Source organism: Niabella soli DSM 19437 (assembly GCF_000243115.2).
In the GTDB taxonomy this organism is placed as follows: domain Bacteria; phylum Bacteroidota; class Bacteroidia; order Chitinophagales; family Chitinophagaceae; genus Niabella; species Niabella soli.
The window spans coordinates 2520534-2536142 of record NZ_CP007035.1 but is presented as its reverse complement, the minus strand read 5'-3'; the positions used below and the strand labels follow the sequence as shown (position 1 = coordinate 2536142).

The 15609-nt window shown below is 44.1% G+C and carries 14 protein-coding genes; 11 read left to right on the top strand and 3 right to left on the bottom strand.

Annotated features, from left to right (window positions below; genetic code table 11):
* The first annotated feature begins 28 nt into the window (after window positions 1-28).
* From NIASO_RS10675 to NIASO_RS19680, 8 genes are all read left to right on the top strand, one after another.
* Window positions 29-1507: a complex I subunit 4 family protein gene (locus tag NIASO_RS10675; RefSeq protein WP_008585689.1), complete on the top strand. Its 1479-nt coding sequence runs from the start codon at window positions 29-31 to the stop codon at window positions 1505-1507.
* Window positions 1508-1517: 10 nt separating this feature from the next.
* The gene (locus NIASO_RS10670) at window positions 1518-2891 is read left to right on the top strand and encodes an NADH-quinone oxidoreductase subunit N (protein WP_008585687.1); all 1374 of its coding nucleotides are present in this window, start codon (window positions 1518-1520) and stop codon (window positions 2889-2891) included.
* Between the two features lie 83 nt (window positions 2892-2974).
* Window positions 2975-4255, top strand: coding sequence for an ABC transporter permease (locus NIASO_RS10665; protein ID WP_025298875.1), 1281 nt, complete (start codon window positions 2975-2977; stop codon window positions 4253-4255).
* A 220-nt stretch (window positions 4256-4475) separates the two neighbouring features.
* Window positions 4476-5330 (top strand): MotA/TolQ/ExbB proton channel family protein, encoded by an 855-nt coding sequence (locus NIASO_RS10660; RefSeq protein WP_008585683.1) that lies wholly within the window; start codon window positions 4476-4478, stop codon window positions 5328-5330.
* 69 nt (window positions 5331-5399) lie between these two features.
* Entirely contained in the window at window positions 5400-6053 is a 654-nt protein-coding gene (locus NIASO_RS10655; protein WP_008585681.1) for an ExbD/TolR family protein, read from the top strand.
* Between the two features lie 33 nt (window positions 6054-6086).
* Window positions 6087-6725, top strand: a complete 639-nt coding sequence (locus tag NIASO_RS10650) for an ExbD/TolR family protein (protein WP_008585679.1) — start codon at window positions 6087-6089, stop codon at window positions 6723-6725.
* A 53-nt stretch (window positions 6726-6778) separates the two neighbouring features.
* Complete coding sequence (locus NIASO_RS10645; RefSeq protein WP_008585677.1) at window positions 6779-7603, top strand: energy transducer TonB; 825 nt, start codon at window positions 6779-6781, stop codon at window positions 7601-7603.
* A 172-nt stretch (window positions 7604-7775) separates the two neighbouring features.
* Window positions 7776-8579, top strand: coding sequence for a hypothetical protein (locus NIASO_RS19680; protein WP_008585675.1), 804 nt, complete (start codon window positions 7776-7778; stop codon window positions 8577-8579).
* Between the two features lie 103 nt (window positions 8580-8682).
* Here the strand turns inward: NIASO_RS19680 and NIASO_RS10635 are convergent, their stop codons facing one another.
* Together NIASO_RS10635 and NIASO_RS10630 are read right to left on the bottom strand one after the other, a co-directional pair.
* On the bottom strand, window positions 8683-9492 hold the full coding sequence (locus NIASO_RS10635) for an ABC transporter permease (RefSeq protein WP_008585673.1): 810 nt from the start codon (window positions 9490-9492) through the stop codon (window positions 8683-8685).
* A 16-nt stretch (window positions 9493-9508) separates the two neighbouring features.
* A complete protein-coding gene (locus NIASO_RS10630; protein WP_008585671.1) occupies window positions 9509-10423 on the bottom strand; it encodes an ABC transporter ATP-binding protein in 915 nt (304 codons plus the stop codon).
* Between the two features lie 164 nt (window positions 10424-10587).
* On the opposite strand from NIASO_RS10630, the gene NIASO_RS10625 reads away from it, so the two are divergent.
* From NIASO_RS10625 to NIASO_RS10615, 3 genes are all read left to right on the top strand, one after another.
* The gene (locus NIASO_RS10625; RefSeq protein ID WP_008585670.1) at window positions 10588-12963 is read left to right on the top strand and encodes a 3-hydroxyacyl-CoA dehydrogenase/enoyl-CoA hydratase family protein; all 2376 of its coding nucleotides are present in this window, start codon (window positions 10588-10590) and stop codon (window positions 12961-12963) included.
* 159 nt (window positions 12964-13122) lie between these two features.
* The gene (locus NIASO_RS10620; protein WP_025298874.1) at window positions 13123-13641 is read left to right on the top strand and encodes a hypothetical protein; all 519 of its coding nucleotides are present in this window, start codon (window positions 13123-13125) and stop codon (window positions 13639-13641) included.
* Window positions 13642-13793: 152 nt separating this feature from the next.
* On the top strand, window positions 13794-14432 hold the full coding sequence (locus tag NIASO_RS10615) for a class I SAM-dependent methyltransferase (protein WP_008585666.1): 639 nt from the start codon (window positions 13794-13796) through the stop codon (window positions 14430-14432).
* Between the two features lie 189 nt (window positions 14433-14621).
* Here the strand turns inward: NIASO_RS10615 and NIASO_RS10610 are convergent, their stop codons facing one another.
* Window positions 14622-15443 carry a glycoside hydrolase family 16 protein gene (locus tag NIASO_RS10610; protein ID WP_008585663.1) on the bottom strand — a complete coding sequence of 274 codons (822 nt, stop codon included), beginning with the start codon at window positions 15441-15443 and terminating at the stop codon, window positions 14622-14624.
* Window positions 15444-15609: the final 166 nt, after the last annotated feature.

Below are 15609 nucleotides of genomic sequence, written 5' to 3'. Positions count from 1 at the left end.
TGAATACTAAAAATCTGAATACTGATATATGATCGCATTGTTGTTGATATTGGTGCCTTTACTGAGCGGGTTAGCAACTTTTTTACTAAAGAAGGAGGAGCAGGTAAGAACCTGGTCGCTGCTGGCGGCTATTATAACTTTTATAATTGCTATTTTGGGAGTTGCCGTTTACAATAGTCCCGCTTGCTGGACGTTTAAAGCCCCCTGGATGGGTTTACTCAACAGCAGTTTTTCGCTTAAAGGAGATGGCATGGGCATCCTGCTGTGTATGCTGACGGCATTATCGTACCCGATCATCTTCCTGGCCACCTGGACTACTGCTTATAAAAAGGTGAACAGCTTTTTTGGACTAATGTTGTTGACGCAGGCCGGAATGATGGGCGTTTTCCTGGCGATGGATGCCCTGTTGTTTTATTTCTTTTGGGAGCTGGCGCTGATCCCCATTTATTTTGTCTGTTCCCAATGGGGCGGAGAAAAACGGATCGCTGTTACATTTAAATTTTTTGTTTATACATTTCTGGGATCATTGCTGATGCTGATCGGCATCTTATATGTGTACTCAAAAACTACAGGTAATTCTTTTGATATTGCCGCTTTTTATACGGCAGAGCTTTCGCCGAAGGACCAGGCATGGTTGTTCTGGCTGTTTTTTGTAGCCTTTGCCGTTAAAATGCCGGTATTCCCCTTCCATACCTGGCAGCCGGATACCTACCAGCAGGCGCCTACCGCCGGCACAATGGTCCTGAGCGCCTTAATGGTAAAGATGGGGGTGTTGGGGCTATTACGCTGGCTGCTGCCCGTATTGCCTGTTGCTTCTTACAGTTGGGGCGATACCGTTTCTACCATGGCGGTCATCGGAATTGTTTATGCGTCCCTTATCGCAATGCAACAGGATGATATGAAGCGCCTGGTGGCCTATTCATCAATTGCACATATTGGCCTGATGTGCGTGGCGGTATTTGCCGAAGACAAGAGCAGCATTGAGGGAGTGATGATCCAGATGTTCTCGCACGGCATCAACATCCTGGGCATGTGGATTGTAGTGGAGATCATCGAACGCAAATTTGGCACTACCAAAATTTCCGCCCTTGGCGGGATCGCGCAAAAGGCGCCGGCACTCACGTTCTTTTTTATTATAATCGCCTTTGCAAATATTGGGCTGCCGCTTACAAATGCCTTTATTGGGGAATTTATGATGTTCAACGGTATACTGGGATCAAAAGTGACGCAATATGGCATTCCTTTAATGGCTATTGCAGGGCTGGGAATTATTTTGGGGGCGGTTTACACGTTAAAGATGGGACGTCGGGTATTCTTTGGCACTACCAATGCGCTTACTGAAAAGGGCACAGATATTGCCTTTCATGAGAAAGCCATACTGACCATTATTATTGTAGCGATCCTGGCCGTGGGCATCTACCCTCAACCGATATTGAATTCTGTAGAAGAGATCAGTCAATCCATTTTAAAACATTCAGATGTGCTTTACTTATTAAAGACGCATTAAGAGAAACAATATGAACGCAGTTATTTTATCAGGTCTATTAGGTGTTGTGATGCTGTTTGCCAGCTTTTTGTTTCAGACAAAAGAACCGGTGCGGATAACCGCCATTGTTGGAACGCTGTTATTGCTTATAGCCAATGTGCTGGAGTCAAAAGGGATCCATTTCTTTTCAATTAACACGGCCGGTTTTTTGAGCTTTGGTTATTATTCCTTGTTCTTTAATTCGATTGCCATTTTTGCCACACTGGTTTTCTTTTTACTCTCCTCTAAGGACATGCAAAAAGTGGGTAATCATTATGCAGAGTATTTCGCGCTCCTTTTTTTCATTCTTACGGGGATCTTCCTGGTTACCTCGTTTACCAACCTGCTGATGCTTTTTATTGGTATTGAGATCATCTCCATACCGTTATACATTTTAACCGGCGCAGCGAAAAAAGACCTGAAAAGTAACGAGGCGGCGCTCAAGTACTTTTTAATGGGATCATTTTCCACGGGCGTTATGCTAATGGGGATCACCCTGATTTACGGCGCTACCGGCACTTTTGACATTGGTAAAATGAACCTTGCAGCATTGGGAAAATCGAATCTGCTCACCGCGGGGCTATTCATGCTGCTGTTTTCGATGTGCTTCAAAGTGTCCATTGCTCCGTTTCATTTCTGGACACCAGACGTTTATGACGGCGCCCCTACTGTATTTACTTCTTTTATGGCCACTATTGTAAAAGTGGGCATATTTATCGGGTTTATTCATCTCTTCAATACTGCTTTTGATAAGTTAACTATCCAGTGGAAAGTATGGATGGCGGTGCTGGCAGCCCTTACTTTATTCATTGGGAATATTACCGCTGTGTTTCAGCAAAGTGTAAAACGGATGCTGGCCTATTCCAGTATTTCCCAGGCAGGGTTTATGCTGTTTGCCCTGGTGGCGATGAATCCAACTTCCTATGAAGGATTAATTATTTATTCGCTGGCTTACTGCCTGGCAACTATCGGTGTATTTGGGGTCATCAGCAAAATGACTGATTATTCTTTTGAAGGCTTTAACGGTTTGGCGAAACACCAGCCCCTGGTGGCATTGTGCGTTACGATCTGCATGCTTTCGCTGGCCGGTATTCCGCTGTCTGCGGGCTTCCTGGCCAAATTCTATATGTTGAAAGCAGTTATAGAAGCAGGGGGCTATTTATGGCTCGTGATCTTTGGTGTGGTAATGGCTGCTGTTAGTGCGTATTATTATTTCAGGCTGATCCAGGCCATGTATTTTAAGGAAGGCCCCAATAATTTTACCCGGATAGCTGCTATTGAAAAATACACATTGGTCGCCATATGTGTCATGATCGTTTTTGTGGGCGTATTCCCCAATGTTATTTTTAACTGGCTTTATTTTTAGATACTTGATACTTGATGCTGGATATCCAGAAACCAGCATCCAGGAACCAGAAACTAGTAACCAGAATCCGTTACCTTAGCAAGGTGAAATTCAACGATATTCTCCTATTGGCGTTCCGTACGGTCAGAAGCAACAAGCTACGTACGGGCTTAACGGTAACGATCATCGCCTTTGGTATAATGGCACTTGTTGGGATTATAACAGCCATTAAAGCAATGAATCAGAAGTTTACGGAAAGCTTTTCATCAATGGGGGCAAACGGATTTACCATACGCTTCAAAGAGCGGAACACGAATTTTGGTTCTAACCGGGCGGATGGGCTTACCGTATCAAAAAAAGGGAAGAAAGAAAAACAATCCAATCTAAATAAGGTCATTACAAAAGAAGAGGCGCAGTATTTTATCAGCCATTATCATTTCCCCGGAGCGGTAGCCGGTATCTCGGTATTTGGCGGAGGGGGCAATGTTTTTTCCTTCAACGCCAAAAAAACAAACCCCAACGTAACGTTATTGGTAGGCGATGAAAAATACCTGTACCTGAATTCGTTTAAGCTGGCCTACGGCCGGAATTTTACTTCGGGTGAAATTACCGGCGGACAAAATACCTGTCTGCTGGGGCTGGATGTGGCAAAACTTTTTTTTGGAGAGGCCCTTGAAAAAGGGGTGAACACCACCATCCGGATTAATAATATTCCTTACAAAGTTTTGGGTATCCTGGAAGGTAAGGGATCCACATTCGGCTTTAGCCGCGATAATATAGCCATCATCGGGTACGAAAACTGGAACCGGAATTTCAGCAAACCGAACGCCTCTTATATGTTGGCCGTTAAGGTAAATGATATTAAGCAACTAGATGCCGCGATGGGGGAGGCCGAAAGCCTGTTTCGCTCAGTGCGAAAAAATAATAGCACCGAAGAGAGTAACTTTATCCTGGATAAAAGCGATAGTACGGTTCAAACACTTATGAATGTGCTGCGCTATATCCGCTGGGCAGCCATTGTGATCGGCATTATCACGTTGCTGGGCGCTGCAATTGGTTTGATGAATATTATGCTGGTGGCTGTTTCGGAACGAACCAAAGAAGTGGGCCTGGTAAAGGCGTTGGGGGGGAAGAAGCAGTCGGTTAAAATACAATTTTTACTGGAAGCCATCATTATTAGTATCTTAGGAGCCTTGTTGGGGATCATCCTGGGAATTATTGTTGGCAATATGTTCTCGCTGGTTTTAAGTACGGGCTTTGTTGTTCCCTGGGATTGGGTATTGTATGGAATTGTTATTTGTACAATTGTAGGGCTGGCTGCCGGTATATACCCCGCTTTAAAAGCAGGCCGTTTGAATCCTATAGATGCGTTGCGATATGAATAACAGATAGGCTATTTTGTTGAAAATTGTAAAACGATAAAGGCTTCCGGATAGATTTATGCAAGTGTTTGGAGAGATGTTTTGATGATTTATAAAAAATCAATTATCTTCAAACGGTCAAAAAAAAATAATGACGAAAAACTTTGTCGTTTCGTTTTTTTTGTTAGAATTGTACACTCAAAGTAAACTTGTTCAATATTTAAAAAACTAAAAAACTAAGATCATGGCTGAGACAAATCAAGCGAAGCCCGTAACGGCTACTACTTCTGTTCAACCTAAAAAAAGCAGCAATCTGATTTCGTGGGTGGCGCCCATTCTGTGTATTATTGCTGGCTATTGTATTTGGCGTTATGTAATTGGCGCTGATAGTGGATTTGCACAGCCAGACCCCGCCGGTGGCTTTTGGCCGAACCATAAAGGCCCCAAAGGAGCGTTCCACCGTATTTATGAAGGAGGGATCATCGTACCCTTACTTATTGGTATGTTGTTAATGGTTATCGTATTTGCAATTGAAAGGTTCCTGACTATTGCCAAAGCATTAGGCACAGGTAACATCAACAATTTCGTACGTAAAGTACAATATCATCTTGCCAACAAAAATGTAGAAGCAGCTATTGCTGAGTGCGACAAACAAAAAGGTTCTGTAGGGAATGTAATGAAAGCAGGTCTGCGCCGTTACAAAGAAATGATCAATGAACCAGGTTTGGACACAGAGCAAAAAATTGCAGCTATTCAAAAAGAGGTAGAAGAAGCAACTGCGCTGGAACTGCCGATGTTACAGAAGAACTTAGTGTTCTTATCTACAATCGTTTCTACCGGTACCCTGGTAGCGTTATTAGGAACGGTAATGGGTATGATCCGTTCATTTGCCAACCTGGGTGAAAGCGGCGGCGGTAACTCTTCAGAACTGGCGGTAGGTATCTCTGAAGCCCTGTATAACACTGCATTGGGTATCGGTACTTCAGCTTTAGCCCTGATTTTCTACAACATGCTTACTACCCGTATTGACAGCATTACTTATGGTATTGACGAATCTGGTTTCACCCTGACACAATCTTTTGCTTCTTTATACAAATAAGTATAAAGTGCACAGGATTTTTTATGGAATAAAACAGATTTTTAGTCTTATATCAAAATATAGTCAATAATGGCAAAAGCAAAAATACAAAAGAAGTCGACGGATACGGATATGACGCCCTTTGTGGACGTAGCGTTCCTGATCCTGTCCTTCTTTATCATGGCCACAAAATTCAAACCGGTTGAGCCAGTTCCCATTGAGACTCCTAATTCCGTTGCTTCACAGACTATGCCTGATAACAATGCGGTGATGATGAGCATTGATAAAGACAACAAGGTGTATTTCAGCATTATGTCGAAATCCGATGTTCAAAAAGGAAAGGACATAATTAAAGAAGCCGCCAAACGTGCAGGGGTGACTATTTCGGACGGAGACCTTACCCACTATTCTGATGGAATGATGATGGGGATGCCTTTTAATAAGCTGAAGAGCTTCCTGGCATTGTCTCCGGCAGACCAGGCGAAGGTGAAACAGGATGGCATTCCGGTAATGGACTCTGCTACAAATGAGCTGGTGAACTGGATCGGTGCCGCTAAATACGTTTTTGCAGGCGAAACGTTGAAATACCTGGTAAAAGGAGATAACTCCTCCAAATACCCGGCCTTCAACGCGCTTATAGAAGCTATGAAGCGTAACGACGAGCAGAAATACAACCTGGTAACCATGCCTACAGAGGCCCCTACAGGGTCCGAGTTGTATCTGGATCGTTTGAAGCAGAAATAATTTTTAATCACCTAATTTGTAAAAAATAAGAATATGGCAAGTTTAGATACTGGCGGCGATGACGGACATAAGAAAGGCCCCGGGGTCAAGAAAGCCAAAAAGCAAAGCACCCGGGTGGATATGACCCCAATGGTGGACCTGGGCTTCCTGCTGATCACTTTCTTTATTTTTACGGCAACGATGAGCAATCCTACAACCATGGATTTAAATATGCCTAAAGATTCGGATAAGAAGGACCAGGAAACCAAGATCAAACAATCGGGCTCATTGACGGTGTTGCTTGCAAAAGATAACAAGGTTTTCTATTACGAGGGGGAAATGGATCCTACGGGCGCTAATTTCAAGTCGGACACCTATAAAGGCATTCGCAATGAAATAATTAATAAAAAGAAAGAAGTAGTTTCTCATTATGTACAGGACCCTGCCTGCGAACAGGAAGCCAGGGCAAAAGGGAAATCCATTGATGATTGTAAACAGAAGGACTTTTTCGTAATTATTAAGCCGACCGATGATGCCACGTATAAAAATGTGGTGGATATGCTGGATGAAATGACCATTAATAAAGTTGCCCGTTATGCATTGGTAAAACCATTTCCTGGTGAACTGGATGCCATTCGTTTAACGATCGGTGGATCACCTGCCGCCGCAGCACCCGCAACCCCAGCCAAATAAAAATTCTTGTGGAATTTTTAGATTTATGCATCTTATAAAAAAGTAATTTAATAATGGAAGCCAATAAAATTTTATCATCAGATCTTCTGGATATTGTTTTTGAGGGGCGCAATAAGGATTATGGAGCCTACGAGCTCCGGCGTACCTACAATAAGCGTATCGTGAAAGCGCTGGTCATAACCGTAGTTGCCGCCCTGGTAATTGCCGGTTTGGTGGTTTTGCAGAGCAAGATGGAGGCCAATAAGCCGCAGAAGGTCAAAATGGAAGAAGTAACCATCCAGAAAATAGAACAGCCGGAGGAGAAGAAAGAACCCCCTCCGCCGCCGCCCCCACCACCGCCAAAAGTGGAGCCTCCAAAAATTGAAACAAAGGCATTTACACCTCCTAAGATCGTAAAAGATGAGGAAGTAAAACAACCCCCTCCCGTTCAGGAAGAGTTAAAAGATACCAAAATTGGTACTATTAACCAGGCCGGTGTAAAAGATCTGGGTGTAGTGGTTCCCCCGGCAGGTGTAGACGGTGGTAAAGGCATCGTGGAAGCCAAACCGGTTGAAAAAGAACCCGAGATCTTTACTAAAGTGGAGCAGGAAGCACGCTATAATGGTGACTGGTCCAGGTTCCTGAGTACAAACCTGCGCGGTGATGTGCCCGTAGAAAACGGCGCCTCTGCAGGTAGTTATCAGGTAATTGTACAGTTTGTGGTGGATGTTCAGGGTAATGTAAGTGATGTAAAGGTGATTAAAGATCCTGGTTTTGGAATGGGCGAAGAAGCAATGCGCGCCATTAAAAAATCTGGGAAATGGGTGCCGGCTGTTCAAAACGGACGGCAGGTGAAGGCATACCGGAAACAACCAATTACCTTCCAGGTTCAGGAATAATTAATTTCCAAAAAAATACAAAAATTGAAAAAGATCTTCATTTAATGGAGATCTTTTTTTAGTTTTAAGGTATCGTTGTTTCGGCTGTAGTTTATCGGATTTGATACGAAATGGATTGGATCAGTGACGATCAATATAAAGAAATTTAGTATTCATTTTAAAATCTGCAATAATGGCTAAGCAAAAAAAATCGGCTTCAAAAAAAGAAAAGCTGCCTGATAAAAAAGGAACAGGCAAAAAAGCCAAATCAAAAAAATCGGGCTCAAAAAAAAGTGAGCTGAAAAAAGCGCAAAAGTTGATTCTTAAAGCCAGCAAGAAAAAGCAGGATGAAAAGAAAAAGGATAAATTAAAAAAGGTCGGGAAATCCAAAACACATAAAGCAAACAACGGGAAAGCTGCGGTAAAACCCGTAGTAAAAATGGCGGTGCCTAAAAAGGGAACCGCAAAAGCTGCACCCGCGAAGAAGACGGCTGCAAAAAAGCCAGCCCCTGCAAAAGCAACGCCATCAAAAAAGGCAGCACCCAAAAAGAAAGCCGTTGCTCGCAAAACAGCCCCCAAAGAGGCAGTGACCAGGAAGCCAGTAGTGCAGCAACCTGCCCCTAAAAAACTCACCCCGGTTAAGAAGAAGAAAGCGCCACAAAAGGCAACACCTAAAAAAGTCATTCCGCCCTTAGACGAACCCATTATTGCAGCGCCGGTAATGGAGCCGTCGGAATTGTCGGAAGTAGCCATTATTGATGAGGACGTAGTGGCGGATTTCATGAATGCCGACGAAAATATAGTGGTGGAAGGGCTCGATGAAATTACCGTTATAGAAGGCACTATTACGTTCCCTGAGGAAAAGAATGATCCGGTCCCGGATGCATTTAAAGAACAGCCACATGATCCTTTTCACGGGCACACCGACCCTGCCGCAGGGCAGCACATGAATATACCTACACCCAAAAAGCCACGCGGCGGATCGCGAAAAAAATAAAATTTAAAATCGTTCATTCAGGCCGGCCCCATTTAATGGGGCCGGCCTTTTATTTCATAGAGGTATTTAAGGTGGCAATAAAACCTGTGGGGTCGGCGCTAGGTTAACTCTTCAGATCGGCATTTTTATAATACCGGATAATAAGGTAAACCATTGCTGCTCCGTAGCACAGGGCTGTGAAGATCAAACTTAAATCAGAAACGGTGCGCGTTTCTAATAATGCCGGTTTAAACGGGTTGGGTATTAATGAGTCGGAGCTTTCCAAAGGCAGGAAGTAGCCGGCCTGCCCTTTGCGAAAGGTAAGCGCCAGCCAAAGGAGATTGTCGATAATGAAAACATAAGCGAAATAGACGATAACGGCGAGGCCCGTTCTCCGGATGAGGATGGCTATAAGAAAGGCTACGGTCAGATACATGGTTGCCATCAGCGCATAATATCCCACATAATAGAAGTTCTCAAAGACGCTTACGGAACCCAGGTCGGGCGTATACAAAAAGCCACAAACCAGCCCGGTAAGGAACACCATTACCGTAGTGGTTAATACAAAAAAAAGCAACAGCGAGGCTTTGGCCGCAATAAAATTCATCCGGCTCCAGCCATCGATAATATTCTGCCGGTGGGTCCGGTACTGCACCTCATTAGTGATCAACATAATGAACAACATACCGATGATAATAAAGAACAATCCCCCAAACCAGGCGGCGCCCCTCCATACATTAGGAAAAACAAAAGGCGAGTTCATAAAACGCTTAATGGCCTCTGCTTCCATGGTTTTTCCCTGGAACTGGTGCATAAACCGGTCGCCGGCTAAAAGAAACATCGACGGAAGAAAAATAAAAAAGGAACAGAACAGCACCCAGAACGTGCGATAGGTTTTTATCTTCAACCACTCTATTTTAAAAAGCTGTACCATAGTTATTGTATTATTGTTAGCGATCGCTTGTAGTACCGGTGATCTCCAAAAAGCGGGCTTCAAGGTTTTTCTTTTTTATAGACAGATAGCTGAGAATAATTCCTTTTTCGAAAAAGAATTTATTGATCGCCTCCGGCGTTATGGTTGCAGTGCAGTGTAATAATAAGAAATCCTGTTTTAAGACTGCCGTTTTTAGTCCGGGCAACCCCGGTGCCACTGTTTGTAATTGTGCCAGGTCGCCGGCTGCAATCTCAATAAGTGTTTCGTTTTGTTGTTCTCCTGCATGCAGCACTTCTGCAACCGTACCGCTGGCCTTAATGGTTCCTTTTTGAATAATAGTGACATGAGTACATACTTTTTCTACCTCATCCAGGATATGGCTGGCCATGATGATGGTCTTACCTGAAGTATGTAACGCCAGGATCAGTTGGCGTATTTCGGCAATTCCCGCAGGATCCAGCCCGTTTGTTGGCTCATCAAATACCAATACTTCCGGATCGCCCAGCAGCGCAGCGGCAATTGCGAGGCGTTGTTTCATTCCCAATGAATAGGTACTGAACGCAGAATCTTTGCGTTCAAAAAGATTAACGATCTTTAAAACGCGCGGAATATCACTTTTATTATACCCCTTGATAGCGGCAGCAATTTCCAGGTTGCGTTCCGCACTGAGATAAGGGTAGAAGTTAGGCGTTTCCAGCAGGGTTCCTATTCGCTTACGCTGAGCATCGCTGCCGGGCTGTCCGTTCCACAGATAGGCTCCGGAGGTAGCTTTCAGCACATCCATCACAATACCCAACAAGGTGGTTTTACCGCTCCCGTTAGGCCCCAGAATGCCATACACGCAGCCTTTGGGAATGGTAATATTCACCAGGTTGAGTGCCTGAACGGTTTTGTATCTTTTAGAAAGTTCACTGGTAGTTAATATACTCATAAAGTATCCAGGGTTTACTGAATTCAAATGTATTATTTATTGATTGTGCGCAAGAAATAAAATCGGCGAAGCCGCATTTTTTCACCGCGAACGGGGAATGGTCTTTTTATGCTTAACTTCACAGTAGATAGTTGTTTAACTAACTATTTTCAAAATTGTATTGCATGAAAAGAACGATAAAGAGGGTTGCTGTTTTGGGAAGCGGGGTTATGGGCAGCCGTATTGCCTGTCATTTTGCGGGAGCCGGAATCCCGGTATTGTTGCTGGATATTGCAACACCACAGGAGGCAGGCGGAAAAACGATTGATAAAAACAAGACCGTGAAAGACGCGCTCGCCGCCGCTATCAAAAGCAACCCTTCGCCGGTATTTACAAAAGCGGTAGTGCAGAAGATCACCACAGGTAATTTTGATGACAACCTGAAAGATATTGCCGGTTGCGACTGGGTCATAGAAGTGGTGGTAGAGCGGCTCGATATCAAGCAACAGCTATTTGAAAAGGTGGAGCAATATCGCCGCCCCGGAACATTGATCACGTCGAACACTTCCGGTATCCCTATTCACCTGATGACCGAAGGAAGGTCTGACGATTTTAAAAAGCATTTTTGCGGTACGCATTTTTTTAATCCGCCCCGCTACCTGCGCCTGCTGGAGATTATTCCCACGCCAGATACCGATGGATCGGTGATAGATTTCCTGCTGCAGTTCGGCGGGCGCATTCTTGGCAAAACAACCGTATTGTGCAAGGATACGCCAGCCTTTATTGCTAACAGGGTGGGCGTCTTCAGTATTATGTCCATTTTTTCATTAATGGATAAACTAGGTTTAACCATTGATGAAATTGAAGCGCTGACGGGTCCGGTTATAGGACGACCGAAATCCGCGACATTTCGCACGGCCGATGTGGTGGGGATCGACACATTGGTGAAGGTAGCTAAGGGTGTATATGATAATTGCCCGCAGGATGAAGCCAAAGAGTTGTTTGCTATTCCGGCATGGCTGGAAAAAATGGTGGAGAATAAATGGTTGGGCGACAAAACCGGTCAGGGCTTTTTCAAAAAAGTAAAAACGGATAAAGGCGCTTCAGAGATCTTAACGCTCAATTTAAAGACCTTTGAATATGGCCCAAGAGTTAAGGCAAAATTCGCAAGCCTGGAGCCCGCCAAATTGATTGAAGACCTGCCTTCGAAATTAAAAGCCTTATTGGCCGGTGGCGATAAAGCAGGGGAGTTTTACCGGAAATTTCATTATGGATTATTTTCTTATGTAAGTCATCGTATTCCGGAGATCAGCGATGAATTGTACCGCATTGATGATGCGATGAAAGCCGGCTTTGGCTGGGAGATCGGCGCTTTTGAAAGCTGGGATGCAGTGGGCGTAGCCAAAACAGTGGAGGCGATGAAAGCGGCCGGATACTCCGTTGCGCCCTGGGTAGATGCAATGCTGGCTGCAGGAAACAAAACGTTTTATATTACTGAGAACGGGAAACGGAAGGCGTATGATCCGGCAAGCAAAACCTATAAACTGCTACCGGGAAGCGATGCTTTTATTATTTTAAGTAATTATTCCGACAAAATCGTATGGAAGAATAATAGCTGCAAACTATATGATATCGGTGATGAAGTGCTGGGCCTGCAATGGAATACCAAAATGGGCACTATTGGCGGCGACGTATTGGGCGGCATACAAACGGCTATTGAGAAGGCGGAAAAAGGATTTAAAGGGCTGGTGATCGCTAATGAAGGGGCTAATTTTTCGGCCGGGGCTAATGTAGGTATGATCTTTATGCTGGCTATAGAACAGGAATACGATGAACTGGATATGGCCGTGCGTCTGTTCCAGAATACCACTATGCGTGCCCGGTACGCTTCTGTGCCGGTTGTGGTAGCGCCGCATGGACTGGCATTGGGCGGGGGCTGCGAGCTGAGTATGCACGCCGACAAAGTGTTTGCGGCTGCTGAAACCTACACGGGATTGGTAGAATTGGGCGTAGGCCTGATACCCGGCGGTGGCGGCACCAAAGAATTTGCATTGCGGGCGGCGGATGATGTGCAGCATGGCGAGCCTGAAAATATACCGTTACAAAACCGCTTCCTGACGGTGGCAACGGCTAAAGTAGCTACTTCGGCATTTGAGGCTTTTGACTTGGGGTATTACCGCAAAGGAGTGGATGAAGTAGTGATGAACCCCGATTACCGGGTAGCCGAAGCAAAGCGCAGTATTATTGACCTGTATGATAATGGTTACGTGGCGCCGGTTCCCAGAACGGATATTAAAGTGCTTGGGCGCAGTGCGCTGGGTGCATTGTTAGCAGGTATTAATGGTATGCAAAAAGGGAATTATGCAACGGATCATGATGCGCTGGTGGCAAGGAAATTAGCTTATGTTATGTGCGGCGGCGATTTGAGTGAAGCTACATTGGTATCGGAACAATATCTATTGGACCTGGAACGGCAGAATTTTTTATCATTATGCGGCGAACGCAAAACCCTGGAGCGGTTGCAAAGCGTGATCAAGACCGGGAAGCCGGTGAGGAATTAGGCAATGGTGAAAGGTGAGTAGTGAATGGGTTGTTCGCGCCACTGCCGGTGTTGAGCGTAGTAGTGTTGGGTGGATAACAAACCGGCGGTCCGTTTGTTGGTGTTTTAGCTACGCGCTGTGGTCAGCGCGCAACACCAACAAAGGCTGAATATATAGGTAATGAAATTGTTTTTTATACTTCTTTATCTTATCAGCTCGTCAATAAGTTTAAAAGCGCAGAAAGTGATGTTGGCGGACACAAATGCTGTCAAATCTATTGACGGTATTGTAGGGGAAGTATTACGACTTCAATCGAGCGAAAGAGGAAAAACAAGAAACTGGAAAGCATTGCGAAATTTGTTTTTACCTACTGCAACATTTACAATTTTAAATAGCAAAGATTCTCTGAACCGGCCCACCGAAACAGTTAGCCTTGATGATTTTATAGAATTGATGCATGACGATTATTATACGGAGGGTTATGTCGAGTATGAAACGGGAAAAGTTGTTGATGAGTTTAATGGAATCGCAAATGTTTTTCAAAGCTTTTATGGCAAGGATTCAAAAAATGAGGAAGCAAGAGGTATTAACAGCTATCAGTTAGTTTATTTTAAGAACAGGTGGTGGATTGCAAATTTGCTTTGGACGCTGGAAACGAATAAAGTGAAAATTCCTAAAAAGTATTTATACAAGAAATAAATGCAATTAGTTAATGTTTAGCGCCACCGCCAGTGTAAAGTGCAGTAGTGGCGTATAGATAAAACCGGCGGCCGGTTTGTTGGTGTTTTAGCTATGCGCTGTGGTCAGCGCGCAACACCAACAAAGGCGGCCCAAATACAATCTGTTAGAAAATGAGTATAGACAATCAAAGTGAATATTGGGACAAAGTTGCTTATGCGAAAACATTTACTCATCCACTTAACAAGGAAGTTCTTACCACCCGTTTATCCGCCGATAGCAAAATACTTGATTTCGGGTGCGGCTACGGACGAATAGTAAAAGAACTCTCAGATGTTGGATTTACAAATGTAGTTGGTTATGATACTTCAAAAGAATTAGTGGGTCGCGGCAGGCAGCAAAATAATCTGTCTCTTTTTCATATTACCAGCCCACTGGATCTGCCTGTTCGGAACAATTCAGTGGACTGCATATTATTATTTGCAGTATTGACTTGCATCCCCTCTAACAATGGGCAAAAGGAACTTTTAAAACTGCTTAGGTCCAAGCTAAAACCTGAGGGCATTATTTACATAAGCGATTACTACCTGCAAAATAATTCTCCTGAAGTTAAGAGGTATCAATATTTTAATGATGATGAAGACAATTTTGGTGTTTTTAAGCTGTCAGAAGGCGTAACATTCAGACATCATACAAGAGAATGGATTTCAGAATTGACGAAAGAGTTTAAAATCCTGCTTGAAAATCCAATACAAGTAATGACTATGAATGGACATACGGCTGAGGCATTTCAACTTGTTGGTCAAAAATAAAGAACTGTTATTGAAAGCTAAAATACCGGCGCTCTTTTTTTATGCCGCTGCAGGTGTTGAGCGCGGTAGTAACGCGTGGGGAAAACACCTGCGGTTCGTTTGTTGGTGTTTCTGCTACGCACTATGGCCAACACGCAACACTAACAAAGGAATCCTTAGCATTTTGCATTATGCGTTATGCGTTCTGCATTACTGGTACACCCTTACCCAATCTACTATCATTTGCACGGGCAACTGATCCGGCGCCACTTTACCCACCCAATTGCCGCCGAGCTGCTGGTCGATCATAATGTAGAAAGGCTGATCGTAAGGCCACTGGCTGGGATCCACGCCGGCTACGCGCGGGTAAGTAAAGGTTTCAGTTCCATTTACAGTAAACACCAGTTTATCGGGGAACCATTTCAGTCCAAAAATATTAAAGTCGTTTTTGTTGATGGCTGCCCTTCCGGAGTGCGGCGGATTATTTTCCTGTTTCAGGTTAAGCGTGTAATAGGAGTGCGTTGTTTGATAAACAATGGAATCAAAATTCAGGTGCTCCATAATATCAATTTCTCCGTTTTTGGGATATTCGCCGTATTTGTTTTTTTCAGCGAGCATCCACATGGCCGGCCATGCACCGCGAGCACCCTCCAGTTTAGCCCTTATTTCAATTTTGCCGTATTGAAAAGCGAACTTTCCTTTTGTATAAATGCCGCCGGTTAAAAAAGGGCGGTGATCTGTTGTGGTATCCGGGTTATTGATCCCGCGTAAATAGATATATCCGTTATCGAAACGAAAGCAGGACGGGTTATTGCTCATATGCTTTCCCCAATCGGCTTTACCGGGTGGGATCATCGTCCATTTTGTTGTGTCCAGGTGTTGTTTGTCGAAATTATCTTGCCATACCAGTGTCCATTTTTTTTCCGCGGTGCGCCCTGTTTTTTGAATAAAATTATGCCCGTTAACTGATGTGGGTACCCCATGGCAGGCGTTCAGCAGCAGGATCAATAGCAGGAGATAATTCAAACGCATAATTCTTGTTATTCTGTGTTAACGGCAAATAAAAAAAGAACGTCATTTCGGTTGTAACGAAGCAGAGAAATCTTCTATTTAAATAATTATCAGTTGAGATTTCTCGGCTCCACTACGTTTCGCTCGAAATGACGTTCTTTTGGTTGGTTTCTGTACCTTATGAACA

Excerpts from the sequence above, each read along its gene's own strand:
- NIASO_RS10675 (WP_008585689.1), top strand. The coding sequence starts at position 29 with ATGATCGCATTGTTGTTGATATTGGTGCCTTTACTGAGCGGGTTAGCA.
- NIASO_RS10670 (WP_008585687.1), top strand. The coding sequence starts at position 1,518 with ATGAACGCAGTTATTTTATCAGGTCTATTAGGTGTTGTGATGCTGTTT.
- NIASO_RS10660 (WP_008585683.1), top strand. The coding sequence starts at position 4,476 with ATGGCTGAGACAAATCAAGCGAAGCCCGTAACGGCTACTACTTCTGTT.
- NIASO_RS10655 (WP_008585681.1), top strand. The coding sequence starts at position 5,400 with ATGGCAAAAGCAAAAATACAAAAGAAGTCGACGGATACGGATATGACG.
- NIASO_RS10650 (WP_008585679.1), top strand. The coding sequence starts at position 6,087 with ATGGCAAGTTTAGATACTGGCGGCGATGACGGACATAAGAAAGGCCCC.
- NIASO_RS10645 (WP_008585677.1), top strand. The coding sequence starts at position 6,779 with ATGGAAGCCAATAAAATTTTATCATCAGATCTTCTGGATATTGTTTTT.
- NIASO_RS19680 (WP_008585675.1), top strand. The coding sequence starts at position 7,776 with ATGGCTAAGCAAAAAAAATCGGCTTCAAAAAAAGAAAAGCTGCCTGAT.
- NIASO_RS10635 (WP_008585673.1), bottom strand. The coding sequence starts at position 9,492 with ATGGTACAGCTTTTTAAAATAGAGTGGTTGAAGATAAAAACCTATCGC.
- NIASO_RS10630 (WP_008585671.1), bottom strand. The coding sequence starts at position 10,423 with ATGAGTATATTAACTACCAGTGAACTTTCTAAAAGATACAAAACCGTT.
- NIASO_RS10625 (WP_008585670.1), top strand. The coding sequence starts at position 10,588 with ATGAAAAGAACGATAAAGAGGGTTGCTGTTTTGGGAAGCGGGGTTATG.
- NIASO_RS10620 (WP_025298874.1), top strand. The coding sequence starts at position 13,123 with ATGAAATTGTTTTTTATACTTCTTTATCTTATCAGCTCGTCAATAAGT.
- NIASO_RS10615 (WP_008585666.1), top strand. The coding sequence starts at position 13,794 with ATGAGTATAGACAATCAAAGTGAATATTGGGACAAAGTTGCTTATGCG.
- NIASO_RS10610 (WP_008585663.1), bottom strand. The coding sequence starts at position 15,443 with ATGCGTTTGAATTATCTCCTGCTATTGATCCTGCTGCTGAACGCCTGC.